This window comes from Bacillus sp. SRB_8, from assembly GCF_003264205.1.
In the GTDB taxonomy this organism is placed as follows: domain Bacteria; phylum Bacillota; class Bacilli; order Bacillales; family Bacillaceae_G; genus Bacillus_A; species Bacillus_A mycoides.
Genome location: NZ_NADT01000008.1, coordinates 133751 through 157420, shown reverse-complemented (window position 1 = coordinate 157420; position 23670 = coordinate 133751). Strand labels below are relative to the sequence as shown.

26 protein-coding genes are annotated in these 23670 nt (G+C 36.9%); 16 read left to right on the top strand and 10 right to left on the bottom strand.

What is annotated here, in order from left to right; all coding sequences use genetic code 11:
• Positions 1–46 precede the first annotated feature (46 nt).
• The 7 genes from B5P40_RS07610 (at position 47) to aceA (ending at position 7260) form a co-directional block, all read left to right on the top strand.
• On the top strand, positions 47–955 hold the full coding sequence (locus tag B5P40_RS07610; protein WP_002140789.1) for a DMT family transporter: 909 nt from the start codon (positions 47–49) through the stop codon (positions 953–955).
• Between the two features lie 77 nt (positions 956–1032).
• Complete coding sequence (locus B5P40_RS07605; protein ID WP_113709041.1) at positions 1033–1710, top strand: S-layer homology domain-containing protein; 678 nt, start codon at positions 1033–1035, stop codon at positions 1708–1710.
• 75 nt (positions 1711–1785) lie between these two features.
• A complete protein-coding gene (locus B5P40_RS07600; protein ID WP_080784638.1) occupies positions 1786–1950 on the top strand; it encodes an S-layer homology domain-containing protein in 165 nt (54 codons plus the stop codon).
• A 388-nt stretch (positions 1951–2338) separates the two neighbouring features.
• Positions 2339–2989: an S-layer homology domain-containing protein gene (locus B5P40_RS07590; RefSeq protein WP_002011291.1), complete on the top strand. Its 651-nt coding sequence runs from the start codon at positions 2339–2341 to the stop codon at positions 2987–2989.
• A 362-nt stretch (positions 2990–3351) separates the two neighbouring features.
• Positions 3352–4026: an S-layer homology domain-containing protein gene (locus B5P40_RS07585; protein ID WP_002064191.1), complete on the top strand. Its 675-nt coding sequence runs from the start codon at positions 3352–3354 to the stop codon at positions 4024–4026.
• Positions 4027–4367: 341 nt separating this feature from the next.
• A complete protein-coding gene (gene aceB, locus B5P40_RS07580) occupies positions 4368–5957 on the top strand; it encodes a malate synthase A (protein ID WP_002166160.1) in 1590 nt (529 codons plus the stop codon).
• Between the two features lie 25 nt (positions 5958–5982).
• Positions 5983–7260 (top strand): isocitrate lyase, encoded by a 1278-nt coding sequence (aceA, locus tag B5P40_RS07575; RefSeq protein WP_002134911.1) that lies wholly within the window; start codon positions 5983–5985, stop codon positions 7258–7260.
• Positions 7261–7396: 136 nt separating this feature from the next.
• Here the strand turns inward: aceA and B5P40_RS07570 are convergent, their stop codons facing one another.
• The gene (locus B5P40_RS07570; RefSeq protein ID WP_002011284.1) at positions 7397–7891 is read right to left on the bottom strand and encodes a DUF6584 family protein; all 495 of its coding nucleotides are present in this window, start codon (positions 7889–7891) and stop codon (positions 7397–7399) included.
• A gap of 279 nt (positions 7892–8170) precedes the next feature.
• Here B5P40_RS07570 and cspA point away from each other — a divergent pair, with 279 nt between their 5' ends.
• A complete protein-coding gene (cspA, locus tag B5P40_RS07565; protein WP_002011282.1) occupies positions 8171–8374 on the top strand; it encodes an RNA chaperone/antiterminator CspA in 204 nt (67 codons plus the stop codon).
• A gap of 116 nt (positions 8375–8490) precedes the next feature.
• Here the strand turns inward: cspA and B5P40_RS07560 are convergent, their stop codons facing one another.
• Positions 8491–8676: a hypothetical protein gene (locus tag B5P40_RS07560; protein ID WP_002064194.1), complete on the bottom strand. Its 186-nt coding sequence runs from the start codon at positions 8674–8676 to the stop codon at positions 8491–8493.
• Between the two features lie 257 nt (positions 8677–8933).
• Here B5P40_RS07560 and B5P40_RS07555 point away from each other — a divergent pair, with 257 nt between their 5' ends.
• From B5P40_RS07555 to B5P40_RS07525, 7 genes are all read left to right on the top strand, one after another.
• Positions 8934–9515 (top strand): competence protein ComK, encoded by a 582-nt coding sequence (locus tag B5P40_RS07555; RefSeq protein WP_002011279.1) that lies wholly within the window; start codon positions 8934–8936, stop codon positions 9513–9515.
• A gap of 334 nt (positions 9516–9849) precedes the next feature.
• The gene (locus B5P40_RS07550) at positions 9850–10443 is read left to right on the top strand and encodes a TVP38/TMEM64 family protein (RefSeq protein ID WP_002011278.1); all 594 of its coding nucleotides are present in this window, start codon (positions 9850–9852) and stop codon (positions 10441–10443) included.
• Positions 10444–10653: 210 nt separating this feature from the next.
• Positions 10654–11217 (top strand): signal peptidase I, encoded by a 564-nt coding sequence (gene lepB / locus B5P40_RS07545; RefSeq protein ID WP_002011277.1) that lies wholly within the window; start codon positions 10654–10656, stop codon positions 11215–11217.
• Positions 11218–11334: 117 nt separating this feature from the next.
• Positions 11335–14850 carry a helicase-exonuclease AddAB subunit AddB gene (gene addB / locus B5P40_RS07540; protein ID WP_113709040.1) on the top strand — a complete coding sequence of 1172 codons (3516 nt, stop codon included), beginning with the start codon at positions 11335–11337 and terminating at the stop codon, positions 14848–14850.
• The gene (addA, locus tag B5P40_RS07535) at positions 14847–18572 is read left to right on the top strand and encodes a helicase-exonuclease AddAB subunit AddA (RefSeq protein ID WP_113709039.1); all 3726 of its coding nucleotides are present in this window, start codon (positions 14847–14849) and stop codon (positions 18570–18572) included. Before addB ends, addA begins: the two co-directional genes overlap by 4 nt.
• Before the next feature lie 23 nt (positions 18573–18595).
• Positions 18596–18874, top strand: a complete 279-nt coding sequence (locus B5P40_RS07530) for an RNA polymerase alpha subunit C-terminal domain-containing protein (RefSeq protein WP_002011271.1) — start codon at positions 18596–18598, stop codon at positions 18872–18874.
• 217 nt (positions 18875–19091) lie between these two features.
• Positions 19092–19799, top strand: coding sequence for a DNA alkylation repair protein (locus tag B5P40_RS07525; RefSeq protein WP_113709038.1), 708 nt, complete (start codon positions 19092–19094; stop codon positions 19797–19799).
• Positions 19800–19849: 50 nt separating this feature from the next.
• Here the strand turns inward: B5P40_RS07525 and gerPF are convergent, their stop codons facing one another.
• From gerPF to B5P40_RS07490, 7 genes are all read right to left on the bottom strand, one after another.
• Positions 19850–20065 carry a spore germination protein GerPF gene (gene gerPF / locus B5P40_RS07520; RefSeq protein WP_001141570.1) on the bottom strand — a complete coding sequence of 72 codons (216 nt, stop codon included), beginning with the start codon at positions 20063–20065 and terminating at the stop codon, positions 19850–19852.
• Between the two features lie 42 nt (positions 20066–20107).
• A complete protein-coding gene (locus tag B5P40_RS07515) occupies positions 20108–20494 on the bottom strand; it encodes a spore germination protein GerPE (protein ID WP_002125894.1) in 387 nt (128 codons plus the stop codon).
• Positions 20495–20508: 14 nt separating this feature from the next.
• Positions 20509–20703, bottom strand: a complete 195-nt coding sequence (gene gerPD, locus B5P40_RS07510; protein WP_001052805.1) for a spore germination protein GerPD — start codon at positions 20701–20703, stop codon at positions 20509–20511.
• 6 nt (positions 20704–20709) lie between these two features.
• Entirely contained in the window at positions 20710–21324 is a 615-nt protein-coding gene (gene gerPC / locus B5P40_RS07505) for a spore germination protein GerPC (protein ID WP_001070757.1), read from the bottom strand.
• A 67-nt stretch (positions 21325–21391) separates the two neighbouring features.
• Positions 21392–21598, bottom strand: coding sequence for a spore germination protein GerPB (gene gerPB / locus B5P40_RS07500; protein ID WP_001012505.1), 207 nt, complete (start codon positions 21596–21598; stop codon positions 21392–21394).
• 14 nt (positions 21599–21612) lie between these two features.
• Complete coding sequence (gerPA, locus tag B5P40_RS07495; protein ID WP_001111190.1) at positions 21613–21834, bottom strand: spore germination protein GerPA; 222 nt, start codon at positions 21832–21834, stop codon at positions 21613–21615.
• 96 nt (positions 21835–21930) lie between these two features.
• Complete coding sequence (locus tag B5P40_RS07490) at positions 21931–22110, bottom strand: aspartyl-phosphate phosphatase Spo0E family protein (RefSeq protein WP_002087032.1); 180 nt, start codon at positions 22108–22110, stop codon at positions 21931–21933.
• A gap of 246 nt (positions 22111–22356) precedes the next feature.
• On the opposite strand from B5P40_RS07490, the gene B5P40_RS07485 reads away from it, so the two are divergent.
• Entirely contained in the window at positions 22357–23256 is a 900-nt protein-coding gene (locus B5P40_RS07485; RefSeq protein WP_113709157.1) for a fumarylacetoacetate hydrolase family protein, read from the top strand.
• A 34-nt stretch (positions 23257–23290) separates the two neighbouring features.
• Here the strand turns inward: B5P40_RS07485 and B5P40_RS07480 are convergent, their stop codons facing one another.
• On the bottom strand, positions 23291–23575 hold the full coding sequence (locus B5P40_RS07480; RefSeq protein ID WP_000925332.1) for a hypothetical protein: 285 nt from the start codon (positions 23573–23575) through the stop codon (positions 23291–23293).
• Positions 23576–23670 lie beyond the last annotated feature (95 nt).

Sequence of the window (23670 nt, the reverse complement as noted above, 5' to 3'; positions counted from 1 at the left end):
GTATAATACGTAGAATATTCAGTTAAATATTTAGGAGGTTAATATTTTGTTTCATTCAAAATCAATGCCGGCTATAAAAATGATTCTTTCGATGTCTATTTTCGGATCGATTGGATTTTTTTCTGTCCAAACGGGTTTACCATCTTTTGAATTAGTATTTATTCGTTGTATTTGTGCGACTTTATTTTTAACGCTATGTTGGTTTGCAACAGGACAATATAAAAATGAGAAATGGAATAAAAAAGAAATTGTGCAAATATTAGCGTGTGGCGTATTTCTCGTTTTTAACTGGGTGTTTTTATTTAAAGCGTTTGAACTCATGTCGATTACAATTGCGATTTCAGTGTATCATCTCGCTCCAATTATCGTATTAATGATCGGTAGTATCGTATTTAAAGAGAGACTTACAGTATTTGCTGTTATGTCCATTGTTATTTGTTTTATCGGCACAGTGTTAGTAGCTGGAGTGGACGGTAGTATGTCGCTTGAGAAATTAATGTCATCTGGAATGGTATGGGCACTTCTTGCGGCTTTATTTTATGCTTTTACCACGTTACTAGGAAAGGGGATTCAGCATACGAGTGCATATGCGATGACCTTTTTACAAACGTTTTTAGGCATATTTTTATTGCTACCATTCGTAGATTTCGGACATTTTCAAGGATTAACAGAGATGAACTGGATGATGATTACTGCGACAGGACTTATACATACTGGGTTTGTATATTACTTATTTTTTGACAGTTTAAGAGATTTACCGACGAGACTTATTTCTGTATTAGTGTTTTTAGATCCTGCTGTTGCAATTTTGTTAGATACGATCTTTACCGGTTTTAGACCGACTAGTATGCAAATTGTAGGGATTATTCTTATATTTGTAGGAATGGCGTTTACTTTTCGAAAAACGAGGGATGAAAAAGTAGTGGTAAAAGAAAATACGTATTATGAAGTGTGAAAAATTACCTCCTATCGTATTGAGAATTTTCTTATTTTTTGTACAATATAAAAGTAGGAAAATAAAGGAAGAGGCGGATGAGAGAGATGAAAAAGTTATTAAAGATAGCGACATCATTAACTTTAATAGGGGGGATATTTGTTAGCGGTAATATTGTTTCAGCAAATACAGATGGAATTCAACAATCTCCACCTCCACCTGATATTATGCTAGAATTTGATGATTTAGCAAATGATCATTGGGCTTATAATGAAATTATGAATTTAGTGTATCACCGGATTATGTATGGCTACGGAAATGGGAAATTTGGTGTAGAAGATAATGTAACCCGTGAACAAGCAGCAGCAGTACTGTATCGCGCACTAGATTTGAAACGAAATGTACATATTGAAAATCCATATGGAGATATTGACGGGAAATCAACAATGTTTCCTTATGAAATTTTACACTTAACAAAGATCGGTATTTTTAAAGGAGACGAAAATCAGAACTTCCGTCCAAAAGATACGTTAACTCGTGCGGAACTAGCGCAAATTTTGGTAAAAGCATATAATCTGAAAGCAAAACGACATCATACATTTACAGACGTATCAGAGGATTATTGGGCAAGAGATGCGATTAGTGCGCTGCAATCTAATAACGTTGTAGCAGGAACAGGCGCTGGGAAATTTGAACCTGAAATGCTTGTAACACGCGGGCAATTTGCGAAATTCTTAAAAAAGGCAATCGATAATTCGCCAGGGAAAATGGAATAAATAAGAGCTACATTATTATGTAGTAAAAGTGCAAATAGATCATATTTGTACCTTTTGTATGAAAAGTGAAATGACATATCAGAAAATCATTGGGCTAAAGATTTGATTAGCGCCTTACAGTCTAATAAAGCTATAGTTGGAACGGGTAATGGTTTATTTGAACCAGAAAAACTTGTAACCCGTGAACAGTATGCGAAGTTCTTAAATAATGCACTTCATAGATTCTACGCAAACGATTAATCTATGAAGCTCGAAAAAAGCGCAAATATGATATTTGCGCTTTTTTTGTCTATAAAGTGAAATTTTTATAAGTGAAGGACTTGATTAGTAGATAGTAGAATATTGTATATATAACATCTTTGCAAAAGCTTTTGTTTATCCTTTTTGAAAATCAAACAGAGAAACTAGAGCGCAAAGATGAGAATATATCTTCAAATGATTTGCATGCAATTCAGAATACCAATTGGAATTGAGAGCGAATTGGCTCTCCTAGTAATCTTCAAAATAATAGATGTTAAAAATGCAATATATTACATAGGGCTTGCAAATACAGCATATGTAATATGGGGAAAGAATTTAGTCTATTATGTTCCACTTTTAATAAAGTGGAAATGAAGGAGCGAGGACTATGAAGAAAAAAATGTTCCGTATAATGGCGGCAGCGACTATTATGGGTGGATTATTGGTAAGTGCAAATGTTCCTAACATAAAAGCAGAAGAATATCCTGAAATGATTGTATTTGACGATGTCCCAGTAAACCATTGGGCATATGATTATATTCTAGATGCGGCATATAATAAAATTATGCTAGGTTATGGAAATGGAAAGTTTGGTGTAGGTGATAACGTAACACGTGAACAAGTGGCGGCAATACTGTATCGCGCACTTAATATAAAACATGAAGGACCGTTAAAAAATCCGTATAATGATATTTCTGAAAGATCAACAATGTTTCCAAATGAAATTTTAGCATTAACAGAACGCGGTATTTTTAAAGGTGATGAGAAGGGGAACTTTAGACCTAGAGAAACAATAACACGTGCAGAAGTAGCGCAAGTTCTTACACAGACATATTCCTTTGAAGTGAAGCAACAGCATACATTTAAAGATGTACCAAATAATTACTGGGCGAAAAATGCAATTAGTGCCTTGCAATCTAATAATGTCATAGTAGGAACAGGAAATGGAAAGTTTGAACCGCATAAAATTGTAACACGTGAGCAATATGCAACATTTTTATATAAAGCTATTATTAATTTTCATTTGAAAGATGAATAACATGAAACGGAAGTTTTTAAAAATATAGTACAAGAAAAATAAAATTATATTAATATATCATATTTCTTTAAAAAAAAGCGCGGAAATTACGCGCTTTTTTCTTATTTTAAATTGTTTATCTGTATATTTATTCTGCTGTTCATAGTTCGGCGGTTAGTATTTATGGAAAAAAAAGGTTAATTATAGTTACTTTTTATGGGGAAAAAGTATGATTTAGTAACTTTATTGTTAATTAAGTATAAAGATAAGTATATGAAATACAGTTCACAAACTAGACAAACATTATATGGATAAGTGTATTGTTACTTTTCCATAAATTCTTTATATTAGAAAAAAATATGTTTTTTTAGGGAGAGAATACAGTGAAGAAAAAGATTTTAAAAGTAGCAACAGCTTTAACAATTATGGGTGGAATTGGGTTAAGCGGACAAGGTACTACAGCAAATGCTGAAGTAGCTGTGAAACAACAACAAGCTGCTCCTGTTACATTTAAAGATGTACCGAAAGGGCATTGGTCTTATGGAGCGATCCAAAATCTAGCAGATTGGGGAATTATTGCTGGTTACGGAGATGGAAGATTCGGTTTTGGTGATAATGTAACACGTGAGCAAGTAGCGGCGTTAATTTACCGTACAATTGATGGGGACCAATACTTTGATGAAGATCATGAGTTTGTAAGTACATATAAAGATATCGTTGATGATAACTCAACAATGTTCCCAATTGAAATTTTAGCATTAACAGAATTAGAAATCTTTAAAGGTGATGGTAGTGGAAACTTCAGACCAAAAGATACGTTAACACGTGCAGAAATGGCACAAATTTTAACGGAAACATTTGAGTTACAAGTAAAAAGTACACCAGGATTTAAAGATGTACCAGCAGGACATTGGGCCGCTAAAGCAATTAATGCAGTAGGTTCAAATGGCATTTCAGCAGGTGATGGTTCAGGTAACTTTGCACCAGGTATGAAAGTAACACGTGAACAATATGCACAGTTCCTATACAAAGCAATTTTAAATGATCAGCAACAATAATTTATCCCGCTATTTGAGGGCAGTAAAACTCCCACCTCAAAATTCGGCTGGAGCAAAGAAGTTAGGTGGGAGATCAACTGTCCGTAAAAGCCCGATTGGTGAAGGCTAATAATCAGTGAGGGATGAACAAAACCCCCACTGATTATAGTTTCACTTTATAAAAAAGAGCCAGTGTTATATAACACTGGCTCTTTTTTTGCTTGAAATCATAATGGATAAACACAGTTTTGTAAAAAAAACATTAAATTTTCAAAAAAAACTTCCTTTTCTGAAGATTTGTTATATAATATAAAACATAAAATCAAATCTGTTATAAGACAGTTTAAGAAGGGGATGCTAATATGTCGACGCAAACTTCACGGGTTACACTGGCCGGAGAAATGTTACCAGCGTACAACGAAATATTGACACCTGAGGCGCTTAGTTTTTTAAAGGAACTGCATGAAAATTTCAATGAACGCCGCACGGAACTTTTAAAAAAGCGTGTGGAGAAACAAAAAAGAATTGATGCAGGGGAGTTTCCTAAGTTTTTAGAAGAAACAAAGCATATACGTGAAGGGGATTGGACAATCGCCCAGCTTCCGAAAGATTTAGAGGATCGCCGCGTGGAGATTACTGGGCCGGTGGATAGAAAGATGGTCATTAACGCTTTAAATTCAGGAGCACATCTTTTTATGGCAGACTTTGAAGATTCGAATGCACCAACTTGGAGAAATGCTGTCGAAGGTCAAATTAACTTACGAGATGCGAGTAAGGGAACGATCTCACATAAAAATGAAAACGGAAAAGAATATCGTTTAAATAGTAAAACAGCTGTATTAATTGTGCGTCCGAGAGGGTGGCATTTAGAAGAAAAACATATGCAAGTTGACGGCAAGAACATGTCTGGCAGTTTAGTAGATTTTGGCTTGTACTTTTTCCATAATGCAAAGGTGCTTTTAGCAAAAGGAAGTGGCCCGTACTTTTACTTACCGAAAATGGAAAGTTACTTAGAGGCAAGATTATGGAATGACGTTTTCATATTCGCTCAAAAGTATATCGGCATTCCGAACGGAACGATTAAAGCGACTGTGTTAATAGAAACGATTCACGCTTCATTTGAAATGGATGAAATTTTGTATGAACTAAGAGATCATTCTGCTGGTTTAAACTGCGGACGATGGGATTATATATTTAGTTTCTTAAAGAGCTTCCGTAATCATAATGAATTTTTACTTCCGGATAGAGCGCAAGTCACGATGACAGCGCCGTTTATGCGCGCGTATTCTTTGAAAGTTATTCAAACGTGTCATCGTCGTAACGCGCCAGCAATCGGAGGGATGGCGGCGCAAATCCCAATTAAAAATGATCCAGAAGCAAATGAGGCTGCTTTCGAGAAAGTGCGTGCTGATAAGGAGCGCGAAGCTTTAGACGGTCATGATGGGACTTGGGTTGCCCACCCGGGACTTGTACCGGTTGCAATGGAAGTATTTAATCACATAATGAAAACGCCAAATCAAATTTTTAGAAAGCGTGAAGAAATACGTGTAACAGAAAATGATTTATTAGAAGTACCGATGGGAACGATTACAGAAGGTGGTCTTCGCACGAATATTAACGTCGGTATTCAATATATTGCATCTTGGTTAAGCGGGAGAGGAGCAGCTCCAATTTATAACTTAATGGAAGATGCGGCAACAGCGGAAATATCAAGAGCACAAGTATGGCAGTGGATTCGTCATGAGGGTGGAAAGCTAAGTGATGGCCGTAATATCACTTTTAAATTGATGGAAGAATTGAAAGAAGAAGAACTAGCAAAAATAGAAAGAGAGATTGGTCAGGAAGCATTTAATAAGGGGAGATTTGAAGAAGCTACAAAACTGTTTACAAACCTTGTTCGTAATAACGAGTTCATGCCGTTTTTAACATTACCGGGTTATGAAATTTTATAAGAAACAAGAAAAGGGGATGGAACATATGAAAAACGAAAGAATTGATAAATTGCAGGAAAGCTGGGAACTAGATACGCGCTGGAAAGGGGTAACACGTCCATATACAGCTGAAGATGTAATTCGTCTGCGCGGATCGATTGATATTGAACATACGTTAGCGCGCTGCGGTGCAGAGAAGCTTTGGAAATCACTTCATACAGAAGATTATATTAATGCACTTGGGGCATTAACAGGAAACCAAGCGATGCAACAAGTGAAGGCTGGATTAAAAGCAATTTATTTAAGCGGTTGGCAAGTAGCGGCAGATGCGAACCTTTCTGGACATATGTATCCTGACCAAAGCTTATACCCGGCGAACAGTGTGCCAGCTGTTGTAAAACGAATTAACCAAACACTTCAACGTGCTGATCAAATTCAGCATATGGAAGGTAGGGGTGATACGGATTATTTCGTCCCAATTGTGGCGGATGCTGAAGCTGGGTTTGGTGGACAGTTAAACGTATTTGAATTAATGAAAGGGATGATTGAAGCGGGTGCATCTGGCGTGCACTTTGAAGACCAATTATCTTCAGAGAAAAAATGCGGGCATTTAGGCGGGAAAGTATTATTACCGACGCAAACAGCGGTGCGTAATTTAATTTCGGCACGTCTTGCTGCGGATGTAATGGGTGTACCAACAATTATCGTCGCAAGAACAGATGCAGATGCGGCAGATTTAATTACGAGCGATATCGATCCAGTTGATCAAGAGTTTATTACAGGTGAAAGAACGCCAGAAGGGTTTTATCATACGAAAGCAGGTCTTGATCAAGCAATTGCACGTGGTTTAGCGTATGCGCCGTATGCAGATCTCGTTTGGTGTGAAACGTCGGAGCCAAATTTAGAAGATGCAAAACGCTTTGCGGACGCAATTCATAAGAAATATCCAGGGAAGCTACTTGCTTACAACTGTTCCCCTTCTTTTAACTGGAAACAAAAATTAGATGAAAAAACGATTGCAAGCTTCCAAAAAGAAATTGCATCGTACGGTTATAAATTCCAGTTCGTAACGCTTGCTGGATTCCATTCATTAAATTACGGCATGTTTGAATTAGCGCGTGGTTATAAAGAGCGCGGCATGGCAGCGTACTCTGAATTACAACAAGCAGAGTTCGCAGCAGAGAAATACGGTTACTCTGCAACGCGCCATCAACGCGAAGTAGGAACAGGATACTTTGATGAAGTAGCACAAGTGATTACAGGCGGTACTTCATCAACGACTGCTCTAAAAGGATCCACAGAAGAAGAACAGTTTACGAAATAAAGGTATAAGTAGGTGCCCAAAAAAATATTTTTGGGGCACCTTTCTTATTTATTATTACGTCGCTGACATTGTTAAACTTTGTCGGAAAGTTGATGTAATTTTATTTGTCGTCGTATTGTGGGACGTTCACTTCTATTTAAAATATCCAATCCAATATAGTGAATATACCAACGATAGCAGTAAAAAGAAGAAATGCGAATAATGATAGACAGCCCCATGTAAATAGTTTGTCTTTCCATGTTTCTTCATAATCATCAATTAGTTCCTCTATCACTTTTTTCTGCAATGGCTGTAAGGGACGTTCGGTGTGTAGTCCTGTAATAATGTTACGATCTCCTTTGAATTTTAAAGCACGTACAATATGATAAGAGTCGTTTCCCATCGATTTTTCAAATTGTAGACATGCCGCGTGCATAACATCTGTTTTCTCTTTTTCAAGATACCAATACCGTCCAGCCATTTCTGGGTATTGTAATGTAAAGTAAATGTCACCGAGTTTTTTCCTAAGTGCTAATTCATTCGGATAAGTAGTGATTAATCCGTGTAATCTATCTCTTGCTTTTCCAAGGTTGTTATTTTCAATATCTTTTTCAATTCTCTTTAATGTTTTTTTAGGGATTATTTCTGTCATACAAGCCTCCTTATTAGAATAGGTGTGGTTATATTTTATAAGAAATACTAAAATTTAGAAATTTTATTTTTAAAAAGGATTGTACATTCTATTTTAAGTATGCTATGATAATACCAGTTGAATAATTAAATTAAGCAATCCATATATTATCAAATGCCGAAAACAAACGGGAAAAAGTATGTGAGAACTAGTTTATGTTTCGTATTTGATAATGTGTGGATTCTTTTTTTATACATGAAGACTAAATAATAAAATGTATTTTCTTAGGAGGAAATAATTATGACAGTTACAGGACAAGTAAAATGGTTTAACAACGAAAAAGGCTTCGGTTTCATCGAAGTTCCAGGCGAAAACGATGTATTCGTACATTTCTCTGCAATCGAAACTGACGGTTTCAAATCTTTAGAAGAAGGCCAAAAAGTTAGCTTCGAAATCGAAGATGGCAACCGTGGACCTCAAGCTAAAAACGTAATCAAACTATAATTTTATAGTTTATTATAGAAAAAAGGATGGCTTATGCCATCCTTTTTTTTGTTGAATATGAAGAACAATGAACTGATAATCGATATGTAAAAAGGCTTTCCGTAAAGGAAAGCCTTTTAGTGTTCTTTCACAGCTTTTTTCTTTTCGCGTTTCTTACATTCTGGACATTTAGATTTACGAAAAGGCTTCGAGAAGAACAGTAAAATAAAAAATAAACCGAATATAATACTCGCTGAATTTTTTACGATAACAATGCTACTATTTTTCATTTGAATTGTTGGATGATCTTGCTTTTCTTCCATGAGAGACCTCCGTATATTTGATTTATATTTTAATTATAGCAAAGTTGATTGTTGTAATGATGTGAAAAGAGGCGGCGATTATAAATAATTTTTATATAGTCATTAACGTGTTTATTTTCATATTATTATTTTGAGATTTATAAAATGTTTGATAAATGATTGTAAAAAAGCGTAATCTGTAAACCATTTCCTTTTCATAGGTGCTAAAATTATATATGCAGCTGCTAATATAAATGGAAAAAAGGAGACAGTAGACTATGGAAAGTAAAGTAGAACGTTATGTCGAAAACTATGTTGTAAGCAAAAATACAATGGCCTTACTTCCTGTTGTTCTAGGAGAAAAGAAAGTTGTTACGCGAATTGTAGAAATGGAAGATTCTTTTTTCGTATTTCAAAAGCCTCTTGATATTATAGAGAGAAGTTGCCGGAAGCATGGTTCTAGTTTCTTTGGAAGAAAAGAAGGAACGAAGGAGTTAACGCGTATTACACATAAAGCTCCTATCGCAATTAGCCCGACAGATCAACTTTATTTTTTCCCTACGTATTCTTATTCTCGAAAAGAGTGTGCGTGGTTATCTCATTTTCATATTGAAGATAATAAAGAATTAAAAGATGGAAATCTTATTATTAGATTTATAAATGGTTTCGCTGTGAAACTAGAAATGTCAAAAAGTAGCTTTGAAAATCAGCAAAATCGTACAGCGAAATTACGGACAGAGTATGAAGATCGTAAGAAAAAACAAGGAAATCCTTGCTTTAAAGAGATTGATAAAAATGAAGAATCTAAATTAACACCAGCATATGAGAAAGTGTATTTTGTGAAGGAAGGCGAAGTGTGAGAGGGAAAGGATGGGGAGACTCATCCTTTTTATTTGTCTGTTTTTGTCGGAAAGTCGATAAAAATCAAATTGTGGTCGATGTATTCAGAAAATCACCGGTGTAATTTCATTTACCGAAAAAATCATCAAAAAATATTGTTCCTCAAACAACCAAACGTACAACAAACCTTGTCGAATATTGAAAGATTATCATAGCATAATAATGAAGGAATTCTAGCGAATGATATGGAAACTTTAATAAATACATCTCCATATGTCGTATCTACCATTTCCTCTTTCATTTAAGCAATGATACAGTAGAGGTAGTAATTAGAGTAAAGGGGTAAAGTGTAGAATGGATTTTCAAACGATCAAAGAGTATTTTTCACCAGAAAATATGGATCATATTGTTGAAAGTTATCGTGCGTTCGGACCGCTTCTCGGTATTGGCTTACCGATGATAGAGGCGCTTATTCCGGCATTGCCACTCATTGTGTTTGTGTTGGCGAATGCTGTTGCATTTGGTTTTTGGTTCGGTTTTCTTTATTCATGGATTGGGTCAGTAATTGGTGCAATGCTTGTATTTTTCATTATTCGTAGCTTTGGAAGAAGTCGTTTCTTTTCTTTTGTAAATAAGCATGAGAGAGTGCGAAAAGCGATGGGATGGATTGAAAGAAAAGGGTTCGCGCCAATCTTTGTTATATTTTGTTTTCCATTCACACCATCTGCGCTTATAAACGTTGTAGCTGGTTTATCTCGCATTAGCGTAAAACAGTTTGGACTAGCATTAGCATTTGGAAAGCTTGTTATGATCTTTATTTTAACGTATATCGGTCATGATTTAGTGTCATTTATTCATAAGCCGGTGAAATCGGTTATTGTGGGCGTTGTTATTTTTATTTTATGGTATGTCGGTAAAAAAATTGAAGTAAAGTTAGAACTACATTAGGAAAAGTCTTCTTTGTCCCGCTATTTGAGGGCAGTAAAACTCCCACCAAAAAATTCGACTGAAGCAAAGAAGTTAGGTGGGAGATCAAACTGCCCGTAAATGCCCGATTGGTGCGGGCTAATAATCGGTGGGGGATGAACAAAACCCCCACCGATTAAGTTTCACTTTATAAATGCAAGCTTCATCATTAAAGGGCGAGGGGAGAAGCGAATGAAGAAAACTTTGAAAAAAGAAGGGCTAGAGTGGGTAAGAACAATTTTAATTGGTGTACTATTAGCTGTATTTTTTCGAACGTTTTTCTTTTCAACGTACGTTGTAGAGGGGAAGTCAATGATGCCGACATTGCAAGATGGAAATATGCTCGTTGTGAATAAGGTGAGTTATCAAGTAGGGGACTTGAATCGATTTGATGTCGTCGTTTTTCATGCGAATAAAAAAGAGGACTATGTAAAGCGAATTATCGGTTTACCTGGGGATCATATCGAATATAAGCATGATAAATTATATATAAACGGACAATTCGTGGATGAACCTTATTTAGAGACGTATAAGAAAGAGACAAATGGACGGCAATTAACAGGCGATTTTAAACTAGAAGAGTTAACGAAAGAAAAGTTTGTACCACCCGGTTCTATTTTTGTAGTTGGTGACAACCGCCTTGGTAGCTGGGATAGTAGGCACTTCGGCTTTGTGAAAGCTGATACAGTTGTCGGTAAAGTTGATTTACGATATTGGCCGATTCAAGAGGTACAAACGAATTTCTCAAAAGGCTGATATAATAAAATGAAGTATAAGGAAAAGACAAACGAGTATGTTTGTCTTTTTTATCGTCCTATAATACAATTGTGATAGCAAACTAACGTTCGTTATGTAAGTGAAAGGTGGGGTTTCATGTCACTTCGATTTGTGATTGGTAGAGCTGGAAGTGGAAAAAGTACACTTTGTTTACACGAAGTGCAAGAAGAGTTAAAACAGCGCCCAAGAGGGAAAACAATATTATATCTTGTGCCAGAACAGATGACATTCCAAACGCAGCAGGCGTTAATTGGGAGCGAAGATGTAAGAGGTTCTATTCGGGCACAAGTTTTTAGTTTTTCGCGATTAGCGTGGAAGGTACTGCAAGAAGTTGGTGGAGCGAGTCGTCTTCATATTGATGAAGCTGGTGTACATATGTTGCTTCGTAAAATTGTAGAATCTCGTAAAGATGGACTATCTGTGTTTCAAAAAGCAGCGGAGCAAAACGGTTTCTTTGAACATCTTGGTAGTATGATTGCTGAGTTTAAACGTTACAATGTGACGCCGTCTAACGTATATGAAATGTGGCAACAATTAGACACGCATAGCAGTAGTGCAGAGCAAAAGCTACTAGCGAATAAAGTGTATGATTTACAGTTATTATATGATGATTTTGAACGTGCTTTAATCGGAAAGTATTTAGATTCAGAAGACTACTTACAATTATTAATTGAGAAGCTTTCAGACTCTGAGTATGTAAAAGGCGCGGAAATTTATATAGATGGATTCCATTCATTTTCTCCTCAAGAGCTAGAAATCGTTAGAGGGCTAATGAGATTAGGAACAAGAGTAACAATAACATTAACGATAGATGAAAAAACGTTAGCGCAGCCAGTGAATGAACTAGATTTATTTTATGAAACGACGTTAACGTATGAAAAAATAAAACAAGTAGCGCGTGAAGAGAAAATAGAAATTGAAAAAACAATTCCACTTATGGAACAACCGCGTTTTCATTCTCCAGCATTAGCTCATTTAGAAACGTATTATGAAGCGCGTCCGAATGAAAAGTATCATGGTGAAGCGAGTGTAACAATTAGTACAGCAGCTAATTTACGAGCTGAAGTAGAAGGTGTAGCTCGTGAAATTAGAAGACTTGTGGCGGATGAAGACTATCGTTACCGAGATATCGCAGTCCTTCTTCGTAACGGAGAAAGTTATTACGACGTAATGCGAACGTTATTTACGGATTATAATATCCCGCATTTCATCGATGAAAAACGCCCAATGTCACATCATCCGCTAGTAGAATGTATTCGTTCTGCACTCGAGATTATTAGCGGGAATTGGCGTTATGATGCAGTATTCCGCTGCGTGAAAACAGAGCTTTTATATCCATTAGATGTAAGAAAAGAAGCGATGCGCGAAGAGATGGATGAGTTTGAAAACTACTGTTTAGCGTACGGTGTACAAGGGAAGAGATGGACTTCTGAAGATCCGTGGATGTATCGTCGTTATCGTTCTCTTGATGATGCGAGCGAAATGATAACAGACAGTGAGCGTGAAATGGAAGAGAAAATAAATCGACTTCGCGACGTTGTAAGAACGCCAGTTATTCGTATGCAAAAAAGACTGAAACGTGCTGGAACAGTTATGCAAATGTGCGAAGCGGTATATTTATTTTTAGAGGAGCTTGACGTTCCGAAAAAACTAGAAGAATTACGTGTTCGTGCAGAAGAAAATGGAGATTTCTTATTTGCGACAGACCATGAGCAAGTATGGGAAGAAGTGATGAATCTTCTTGATACGTTCGTTGAGATGCTTGGCGAAGAGAAGATGTCCCTTTCAATGTTTACGGAGGTTATGTCGACAGGTCTTGAGGCACTTCAATTTGCGAACATTCCGCCGTCACTAGATCAAGTGTTAGTTGCTAACATTGATCATTCTAGATTATCAGATATTAAAGCGACGTTCATTATTGGAGTAAATGAAGGAGTGATTCCAGCAGCGCCTATGGATGAAGGTATGCTTTCTGATGAGGAAAGAAATGTTCTCACCGCTGCAGGTATCGAATTAGCACCAACGACGAGACAAACTTTATTAGAAGAACAGTTCGTTATGTATCAAATGGTGACGAGAGCATCTGAGAAGTTATACATTTCTTGTCCGCTTGCGGATGAAGAAGGAAAGACGTTACTTGCTTCTAGTTTTATTAAAAAAATAAAAAGAATGTTCCCTGATGTGAAAGAATCGTTTATTACGAATGATGTAAATGACTTATCGCGTTCGGAACAAATCTCATATGTAGCAACGCCAGAAGTAACGTTGTCTTATGTCATGCAGCAACTGCAAACGTGGAAGCGATACGGATTTGAAGGGAATTTAGACTTTTGGTGGGACGTATATAACTTCTACGTTACTTCAGATGAATGGAAGCAAAAAAGTAGCCGTGTGTTATCAAGTTTATTCTACCGAAATCGTGCACAGAAACTAAGTACAGATGTAAGTAGGGATTTATATGGAGATACAATTAAGGGAAGCGTTTCTCGTATGGAACTATTTAATCGCTGTGCGTACGCTCATTTTGCCCAGCACGGTTTATCGCTAAGAGAGCGTGATATTTTCAAACTTGATGCGCCAGATATCGGTGAATTATTCCATGCAGCGCTGAAGAGAATTGCAGACAAGCTATTACGTGAAAATCGGACTTGGGCGGATTTATCAATAAAAGAGTGTGAACACCTTTCTGCTTTAGTAATAGAAGAAATTGCACCGTTATTACAAAGACAAATTTTATTAAGTTCGAACCGTCATTTCTATTTAAAGCAAAAACTACAACAAATCATTTTCCGTACGTCACTTATTCTTCGTGAACATGCGAAGTCGAGTGGATTTGTACCAGTTGATTTAGAAGTACCGTTCGGTATGGGCGGGACTGGATCTCTTCCGCCAATGGAATTTGCGTTGCCAAATGGTGTGAAGATGGAAGTAGTTGGCCGTATTGACCGTGTTGATAAGGCGGAAGATGAGAGTGGTACGTTCCTTCGTATTATTGATTATAAATCAAGTTCGAAAGCGTTAGATTTAACAGAAGTGTATTACGGACTCGCACTTCAAATGTTAACGTATTTAGATGTTGTTACTTCAAATGCACATATGTGGATGAAAAAGGGCAGTACTGCATCACCGGCGGGTGTATTGTATTTCCATATTCATAACCCGATTGTTGAGATGAAAGGCGATGCATCTGAAGAAGAAATTGAGAAAGAAATTTTAAAGAAATTTAAAATGAAAGGTCTCGTACTAGGAGATGCTGACGTTGTGCGTTTAATGGATAATAAACTTTCAACAGGAAGCTCTGATATTATTTCTGCTGGTCTGAAAAAAGATGGTAGTTTTAGTGCGCGTTCTAGCATTGCAAGTGAACAAGAGTTTAACGTACTTCAAAAATATGTACACCACTCGTTTGAAAATATCGGAAAAGACATTACAGAAGGTGTTATTGATATTGCTCCTTACAAAAAGGGGAATAAAGCGGCATGTACGTTCTGTAACTTCAAATCTGTTTGTCAATTTGATGAATCACTTGAAGATAACCAATTCCGTACGTTAAAAGATATGAAAGATAGCGAAGCGATGGAGAAAATTAGAGAGGAGGTTGGCGGAGAATGATAGAAAATTGGCCTCAGAAACCAGAAGGTAGTCAATGGACAGATGACCAGTGGAAAGCGGTTGTAGCGAACGGACGTGATATTTTAGTCGCAGCGGCAGCTGGATCAGGGAAAACAGCGGTATTAGTTGAACGTATTATTAAAAAGATTATAAGTGAGGAAAATCCAGTCGATGTCGACCGCCTGCTCGTTGTAACATTTACGAATGCAGCGGCGCAAGAAATGAAAAATCGAATTGGGGAAGCGTTAGAAAAAGTATTAATTGATGGGCCAGGTTCACAGCATATAAGAAAGCAGCTTAGCTTATTAAATAAAGCTTCCATTTCTACAATTCATTCATTTTGTTTACAAGTTATTAGAGGATATTATTACATGCTTGATGTCGATCCTCGTTTTCGTATTGCGAACCAAACAGAAAATGAGTTATTAAAAGAAGAAGTGCTAGATGACATATTAGAAGAAGAATATGGAATCGAAGATAATAGTATTTTCTTTGAACTAGTTGATCGTTATACGAGTGACCGTAGTGACGATGACTTACAACGAATGATTTTAGCGCTTCATACAGAATCAAGAGCGCATCCAAACCCGGAGAAGTGGCTTGATAAATTAGTAGAAGCATACGACGTTGAAGGAAAGACGATTGAAGATTTAGTGTACGCTTCTTACTTATTAGAAGATGTGAAGTTTCAGCTTGAAACAGCGGAAAAGCATATTCGTAAGGCGACTGAACTCGCAATGCTTCCTGATGGTCCAGCGCCTCGCGTTGAAACTTTACAAGCGGATTTAGCTTTACTTGGAACGTTATCCTCAGCAGCTCGTGGATCGTGGACAAGCGTTTATGAAGCGATGCAAAATGTATCGTGGCAAACGTTAAAGCGTATTAAAAAAAGTGATTACAACGAAGATGTTGTAAAACAAGTAGATTCTCTTCGTAATAAAGCGAAAGATGAAGTGAAGAAATTACAAGAAGAGCTATTTAGCCGCAGACCCGAAAGTTTCTTACGAGATTTTCAAGATATGCATCCTGTATTAGAAAAACTCGTGAAGCTTGTAAAAGTATTTACAGAGCGTTTCCAAGCGATTAAGCGAGATAAAGGAATGGTCGATTTCACAGATTTAGAGCATTTCTGTTTGCAAATTTTAAGCGAGCAAAGTGAAGGCGGTGAAATGAAGCCGTCAGCAGTAGCACTTCAATATCGTAATAAATTTGCTGAAGTACTAGTTGATGAATATCAAGATACGAACTTCGTACAGGAATCAATTATTAAATTCGTAACGAAAGATTCTGAGAGTGAAGGAAACTTGTTCATGGTAGGTGACGTAAAACAGTCAATCTATCGTTTCCGACTAGCAGAGCCTGGTTTATTCTTAGGAAAATATAAACGTTTCACACAAGAAGGATCGGGCGGCGGAATGAAGATTGACTTAGCGAAAAACTTCCGTAGCCGTCATGAAGTGCTAGCAGGTACGAACTTTATTTTCAAACAAATTATGGGCGAAGAAGTCGGCGAAATCGATTATGATGCTGACGCTGAATTAAAGCTAGGTGCTAGCTATCCAGAAGGTGAAGATGTAGCGGCAGAGCTATTATGTATTCAGCAAACTGAGGAAGAAGTGCAAGACGGTGAAGAAGGTGCCGAAGTAGAAAAAGCGCAGCTCGAAGCTCGTCTTATGGCGCAGCGTATTAAAGCAATGGTCGATTCAGGCTATGAAGTGTATGATCGTAAAACTGATAGTATGCGCCCAGTGCAATATCGTGATTTCGTTATTTTACTTCGCTCGATGCCATGGGCGCCGCAAATTATGGAAGAGTTAAAACTACAAGGAATTCCGGTATATGCTGACCTTGCGACTGGTTACTTTGAAGCGACAGAAGTAAATATTATGATGAACGTATTCCGCGTCATTGATAACCCGATGCAAGATATTCCGCTTGCAGCTGTACTTCGTTCACCGATCGTTGGACTAAATGACGAAGAACTTGCGACGCTTCGTGCTCATGGAAAGAAAGGCTCGTTTTATGAAGTGATGAGCTCATTCTTAAAGGGAGCGCCGCTTGAAGAAGAACAAGAACTGCATGATAAATTAGAGTGGTTTTATAAATTACTGCAAGGGTGGCGTGAATTTGCGCGTCAACAATCTCTTTCTGATTTAATTTGGAAAGTGTACGGTGAGACAGGCTATTACGACTTTGTCGGCGGTTTACCAGCCGGAAAGCAAAGGCAGGCAAACTTACGCGTACTATATGACCGTGCAAGACAATATGAAGCAACATCGTTTAGAGGATTATTCCGCTTCTTGCGCTTTATTGAGCGTATTTTAGAACGCGGAGATGATATGGGAACGGCGAGAGCCCTCGGAGAACAAGAAGATGTTGTTCGCATTATGACGATTCATAAAAGTAAAGGGCTAGAGTTCCCAGTCGTATTTGTAGCTGGACTTGGTCGCCGTTTTAATACACAAGATTTAATGAAGCGTTTCTTACTTCATAAAGATTTCGGTTTCGGTTCACAATTTATCGATCCTCGTAAACGAATTAAATATACGACATTATCGCAACTAGCGATTAAGCGTAAAATGAAGATGGAATTAATTGCGGAAGAAATGCGCGTACTATACGTAGCGTTAACACGTGCAAAAGAGAAGTTAATTTTAATTGGAACAGTTAAAGATGCCAATAAAGAAATGGAAAAATGGCTCGATGCAAGAGAGCATAGTGAATGGTTATTACCAGACCATATTCGTGCCGGAGCGTCTTGCTACTTAGACTGGATTGCACCTTCCTTATATAGACACCGTGATAGTGAAATGCTTCTTGAATTAGGACAAGGAAATATTCCAGGCGAAATTTATGAATATAGTGCTAGCTGGAAAGTAGAAGTTGTTGAAGGAAAAGATTTACTTGCACCAGAACCAGTTCAAGAAGAGAAACAAGAGTTATTAGAAGCGCTTCGCGATAAAAAAGCTGTTCCGTTAGAAAGTGAACGGAAAGAAGAAGTGTACGACAGATTGATGTGGGAATACGGGTATGCGGACGCGACATCTCACCGTGCGAAACAGTCTGTTACAGAAATAAAGAGAAATTATCAATCTGAAGAAGGTAGCGATAACGCCTTTATTAAAAAACTTCGTGCACCAATTAAAACACGTCCGCGCTTTATGGAGAAAAAAGGGCTAACATACGCAGAGCGAGGGACAGCAGTCCATGCCGTTATGCAGCATGTAGATTTGAAGAAACCAATTACGATTGAAGTTCTTCAAGAACAAATTGCAAGAATGGTAAATAAAGAACTATTAACATTTGAACAAGCTGAAGAAATAGCGATTGAAAAGGTAATTTCATTCTTTGACAGTGACTTAGGTAAAAGGGTATTAGCAGCAAAAAGTGTTGAGCGCGAAGTACCATTTACGATGATGCTTTCAGCAGAAGAAGCGTATCAAGATTGGCAAGGGAAGAAAGGCGAATCAATACTTGTCCAAGGGGTTATCGACTGCATGATCGAAGAGGAAGACGGAATTACTTTAATCGACTTTAAAACAGATACGATTGAAGGAAAGTTCCCAGGCGGATTTGATCAAGCGAAACCAATTTTAGAAGACCGATACAAAGTACAGCTTTCACTATATGCAAAAGCACTCGAGAAAAGCTTAAAACATCCTGTGAAAGAGAAATGTTTATATTTCTTTGATGGAAATCATGTTGTAAATATTGACGAATAGAGCTTAGAAAGGGGTTATGGATTATGGCGACGTTAAGAACTTGTGATCAAGGACACGAGTACTACAAAAGTAGCGATTGTCCAACTTGCCCAACCTGTGAGAAAGAGAGAAAGCCAAAAGAAGGCTTTCTTTCTCTTCTTTCAGCACCAGCAAGGCGAGCGTTAGAGCACCATGGAATAACGACTGAAGCAGAACTTTCAAAGTATAGTGAAAAAGAAATTTTGAAACTGCACGGTATAGGGCCAGCATCTTTACCTAAATTGAGAGCGGCTTTAGAAGATAAGGGATTATCATTTAAATAAAGAAAAACTAATCATTAGTGAGGAGTGGCATCTTAACTAATGATTAGTTTATATAATCGGTATTAATTAGCTGGATAAACGCATATAACGAAATCTCATTTTGAAAATCTTAAATCGATGGACAAAACGCTTTAACAGATGAATTTATGAAGTGTAGAGAACTTGATAAAGAATATAAGTGAATTGATTATAATAGTAAGGAAGGAAGTGCAACACGATGGATTTTGAAACAGTAATGCAAGAGCTTGAAACTCTCAGTAAGGAACGAACTAAAAAAATATACATATCCAATGGTGCAAAGGAGCCACTTTTTGGAGTAGCTACAGGTGCTATGAAACCAATCGCGAAGAAAATAAAAATCAATCAAGGTTTAGCTGAAGAGCTTTATGCTACAGGTAACTATGATGCGATGTACTTTGCAGGCATTATTGCAGATCCAAAAACTATGAAAGAATCGGATTTTGATCGTTGGATGGATGGGGCGTACTTTTATATGCTGTCCGATTATGTGGTAGCAGTAACTTTATCAGAGTCAGATTTTGCACAAGACGTTGCTGATAAATGGATTGCAAGTGGTGACGAGCTAAGAATGTCCGCGGGATGGAGTTGCTACTGCTGGCTTTTAGGGAATCGAAAAGACAATGAATTTTCCGAAAGTAAGATTGCCAATATGCTAGAAGTTGTGAAAAATACAATTCACGATGCGCCAGAACGAACGAAATCCGCTATGAATAATTTTCTAAACACCGTGGGGATTTCATATGTGCCGCTACATGAAAAGGCAGTTGAAACCGCAAAGGAAGTAGGCATAGTAGAACTAAAACGGGACAACAAGAAAAGCAGTTTTCTAAACGCTTACGAAAGTATTCATAAAGGACTTGATAGAGGAAGACTGGGGTTCAAACGTAAATATGTAAGGTGTTAAAAAACAGAAGGAAAAGCATTAGCTCTATACAAGAAGAGCTAATGCTTTTTTTACGCTGTTCCAATTTGATCTTGGTCTGCAACGTCCGAATCAAATGTATTTGTTGCGCTAACGCCGCTAAAAGTGTTGACGACAAATCCGACATTGGAAGCTCCAGAGCCGTTATAAGCTTTCGTATTTTCTTTCGGAGACACGTTATAAAAATCTCCTAAGTTGAAAGAGCCGTTACTGTTTTGAACGACAAGATTTCCTACAACCGAAGGCATACCATCCACCTACTTTACTAAGCTTTTTAATTACTATATGAATTATTTAGAGGAAGGTTCATCAGTAATAAATTGGCGGATTTGTAGCGTGCGAGAATTATTAAAAACATAGTCAACATTGCCGATTTGGAAGCACGCGGAATTTAAAAGGGTTCGCAAGTGAACATCATTTACTTCAATAAAAGGGCACTCATTTACAATATTTAGTTTTACATCTGTTGTTCGCTTTGGAATTGTAATGTACTCATCTGTAAAGATTTCAAACGCATCAAAACGACCTTCACCTTTTATATAACAAGGGATTTCTCGATGAACGATAAGTGCTCTATTTTTTAATTCTATTTGATTAGAATCCCCGGCCTGGAAGACAGCTGCAACCCCCATAGAAACGATAGAAACATTTTGTACAATTGAAGTATGACGGAGCATAATTTTTCCTCTCCTCAACCTGGAGTCGGAGGGACATCTGTTACTAATGGTACAAATGGTCCCTCTGTAACAGATTCGAATGGCGTATCAAGAATAGAAGAAAGGATGAGAAGGTTTGCATCTCCAATTAAAAATAATGCGGAAGAAGAAACCCCGTTCATTTTAATCTGGCCTACTTTTAACTCGCGGTTTACAACATTTAAATTCATGCATACTCACTCCTTTCGGAAATTGCCCGGTATGTGTTGAATAAAGGAAAGGAACGCCTTGTCAATATCTTGTTTCATCGCTTGAATAATGATGTCTCGTAAATAATCGGGATCTGTGGAAATACCCTCATACGATTGAACTTGTGATAAATAATATGGAAGTCTATGTTCCATCTGTTTTTTTATGTCATCCACCATCATTTGTCGATACATCTCATCAAGCGGCGTTCTCTCTTCTTGTTCAAAATGGAGAATTCGACTATATGCTTCTTCATCTAAATAGCGATGCATTTCTTGGAGGATACCTTGATAAAAGTCTGGATTTGTTTCTGTTTCAGGATTTACTTTTAATGTTTCTGTATCCACTTGAAAATCTTCAATTTGTTGCCCTTTTGTTGAAAATGGATTCAAGCCAATATTTAAAGTGCCGTTTAAATTTTCTACTTTTAATTGATCGAATTTATATTCCACTTTTCCTATAGAAGAGGAGGGACGACTTTTTAACTCATTAAGCTCTTCTTGTAGTAGGCGAACTTGCTCTTCAAGGTTTAGAATAGTTTGCTGCTGTATTTGGAGAGCTTGTTGAAGTTGGTGTAGGTAAGTATATATATCTTGATTCATTTGTGAAACCTCCTTTTCAATAGGGAGGGGAAATATATTCCTGCTATATATTTATGACAAGGATACCTTAAGAAGAACTAGTTGATGGTTTGATGGAAATAATTTGTCCTTTCGCATGTAAAGGGCGAAGCGGTTCTGTAAATCCGCCAGAATTTGAGAATTTAGAAAGAGCTTTAATACTACCTGCAGTTCCAATTTGAAAAACGGAAGAGGTCGTAATGCTATCGATTTTAATGCTGTTAATGATGATACTTTGGTTCACATAAAAATTCAATGCAATCGCCCCCTTTAGTTCGAACCAATTATTGCTTGATCAATTACATCTGAATCATTGACGGTCGTTGAGCTTTGATAATTGTAGACAGAGACGTTATCCCCAACATTAAATGAACCGGCTCCGGCAAAAGCGCGTGAATAACTAATAGGCCTAATCGCAAATACATCTCCAATATGAAAAATACCACTTGATCCAATATTAACGATACGAATATGTCCGACCATAGCTGGCATACAAAACACCTTTCGTTTTTAAAATTTTCTTTTCTACTATTGTATGGGCGTTTTCAATAAAATGTGTATTTTTTCGAAATAAAAGAAACACATACGTTATTGCGTATGTGTTTCGAACATTTGAGTATGTGTGCAATCTGTATGTATAGGCCAAACAACATTTAAGAGCCTGTCCAATTCCTGGCTACAATCTACTGTTTTTTGAGAAGTCATTCCGTAGCGTTCAGCAAAATAGATCATTTTTTCGCGTTTTTTTTCGATAGCTTGCTCAAACATTGAAATCGGCTCCATCTCTCAATAAATTTTATGTATATATGTAGTACATATTATACAAAAATCCCATAAAAAAGAAACATCTTCGCTAAAAAAAGTATAATTTCTACATTTTATGTCAAATAACGGATGAGGAACAAATATAATAACGGTTGAATATTGTAAAAATTAGCGTGTATAAGAAGGTTTTTTTCTTAAGGATGCGAATACAATTAAAGGGTATGAGTTTTAGGATGGAGAGTGGAAGTATTGCGTTTTGTAACGGCTAAGAAAGAAGAAAAAGTATTTGTAGGTATTGTGGATGAAGAGGAAGAAAAGGTATTACATTTAAGAGAAGCGCAAAGACAAAAAGGGGAAAAGGTTACTATCCCAATTACCATGTTAGAGTGTATTGAAAGAGGAAGCGAATGTCTTGAGAAAGTGTACGATATTGTAAATTGGGCGAAGGAAAATTCGGGATCGGCGTATTATCCGTTAGCAGAGGTGAAAATATTAGCACCGATTCCAAGGCCGAGAAAAAATATTCTTTGTGTTGGAAAGAACTATCGTGAGCATGCGGTAGAAATGGGCGGAGTAGAGTCTATCCCTGAAAATATAATGATTTTTACAAAGGCGCCAACAACAGTGATTGGAATTGATGAGCAAATTAATGGTCACCCTCACGCGACGAATGAACTTGATTACGAAGGTGAACTAGCAATCGTTATCGGTAAGCGAGGGAAACAAATAAAAATAGAAAAAGCTCTTGATCATGTTTTTGGATATACAGTTATAAATGATGTAACTGCTCGAGATATTCAAAGAAAACATAAACAATTTTTCCTAGGGAAAAGTTTCGATACATTTTGTCCGATGGGACCGTATTTAATTCATAAATCGATGGTTAGAACGCCGAATGCATTACACATTGAAACAGTGGTAAATGGAGAAGTAAGGCAAACTTCAAATACGAGAGAAATGATTTTTTCAGTAGAAGAAATTATTTCAACTATAAGTAAAGGCATGACATTAGAGCCAGGAGATATCATTGCAACAGGGACACCAGCTGGTGTTGGTAAAGGTTTTGCACCACCGAAGTTTTTACATGCTGGTGATGAAGTTGTTATTACAGTAGAGGGAATTGGTACGTTAAGAAATATAGTGAAATGAAAAAAGAGCTATCTTGTGAAAAGATAGCTCTTTTCTATGGGCGTGGATTAACGGAGTAATCTATGATGGCGAAAATATACAATCCGATTAATGCTAAAGTACAAATTCCAATTAGCATAACTGCAAGTGCGCTTCTCTCACGGCCAAAACCGATAATTGTAAGGAAAACAGCAGCCCAAAATGATGTTTTGAGTAGTGTGAATGTATTAGGAGTTGAATAATGACTGAGTAAAGTTGTAGATAATATGAAGCCGATGAATGTCATAGAAATAAAAATTGTAGCTAAATTATTAATGTGTTTACCGTATTTCAATAGCATACAGTTACCCCCTTTTTAACGAAAAACAGAATATTCAATTTTATTTTACGATAAACTACTAAAAAAAGAAAGAGGTTGTCCTATACTTAGGACAA

Coding starts and splice junctions, on each gene's coding strand:
- B5P40_RS07525 (WP_113709038.1), top strand. CDS start 19,092: ATGGATTTTGAAACAGTAATGCAAGAGCTTGAAACTCTCAGTAAGGAA.
- gerPF (WP_001141570.1), bottom strand. CDS start 20,065: ATGCCTTCGGTTGTAGGAAATCTTGTCGTTCAAAACAGTAACGGCTCT.
- addA (WP_113709039.1), top strand. CDS start 14,847: ATGATAGAAAATTGGCCTCAGAAACCAGAAGGTAGTCAATGGACAGAT.
- B5P40_RS07550 (WP_002011278.1), top strand. CDS start 9,850: ATGGATTTTCAAACGATCAAAGAGTATTTTTCACCAGAAAATATGGAT.
- cspA (WP_002011282.1), top strand. CDS start 8,171: ATGACAGTTACAGGACAAGTAAAATGGTTTAACAACGAAAAAGGCTTC.
- B5P40_RS07560 (WP_002064194.1), bottom strand. CDS start 8,676: ATGGAAGAAAAGCAAGATCATCCAACAATTCAAATGAAAAATAGTAGC.
- aceA (WP_002134911.1), top strand. CDS start 5,983: ATGAAAAACGAAAGAATTGATAAATTGCAGGAAAGCTGGGAACTAGAT.
- B5P40_RS07555 (WP_002011279.1), top strand. CDS start 8,934: ATGGAAAGTAAAGTAGAACGTTATGTCGAAAACTATGTTGTAAGCAAA.
- B5P40_RS07530 (WP_002011271.1), top strand. CDS start 18,596: ATGGCGACGTTAAGAACTTGTGATCAAGGACACGAGTACTACAAAAGT.
- gerPD (WP_001052805.1), bottom strand. CDS start 20,703: ATGAATTTAAATGTTGTAAACCGCGAGTTAAAAGTAGGCCAGATTAAA.
- aceB (WP_002166160.1), top strand. CDS start 4,368: ATGTCGACGCAAACTTCACGGGTTACACTGGCCGGAGAAATGTTACCA.
- addB (WP_113709040.1), top strand. CDS start 11,335: ATGTCACTTCGATTTGTGATTGGTAGAGCTGGAAGTGGAAAAAGTACA.
- gerPC (WP_001070757.1), bottom strand. CDS start 21,324: ATGAATCAAGATATATATACTTACCTACACCAACTTCAACAAGCTCTC.
- lepB (WP_002011277.1), top strand. CDS start 10,654: ATGAAGAAAACTTTGAAAAAAGAAGGGCTAGAGTGGGTAAGAACAATT.
- B5P40_RS07515 (WP_002125894.1), bottom strand. CDS start 20,494: ATGCTCCGTCATACTTCAATTGTACAAAATGTTTCTATCGTTTCTATG.
- B5P40_RS07490 (WP_002087032.1), bottom strand. CDS start 22,110: ATGTTTGAGCAAGCTATCGAAAAAAAACGCGAAAAAATGATCTATTTT.
- B5P40_RS07605 (WP_113709041.1), top strand. CDS start 1,033: ATGAGAGAGATGAAAAAGTTATTAAAGATAGCGACATCATTAACTTTA.
- B5P40_RS07480 (WP_000925332.1), bottom strand. CDS start 23,575: ATGCTATTGAAATACGGTAAACACATTAATAATTTAGCTACAATTTTT.
- gerPA (WP_001111190.1), bottom strand. CDS start 21,834: ATGCCAGCTATGGTCGGACATATTCGTATCGTTAATATTGGATCAAGT.
- B5P40_RS07570 (WP_002011284.1), bottom strand. CDS start 7,891: ATGACAGAAATAATCCCTAAAAAAACATTAAAGAGAATTGAAAAAGAT.
- B5P40_RS07590 (WP_002011291.1), top strand. CDS start 2,339: ATGAAGAAAAAAATGTTCCGTATAATGGCGGCAGCGACTATTATGGGT.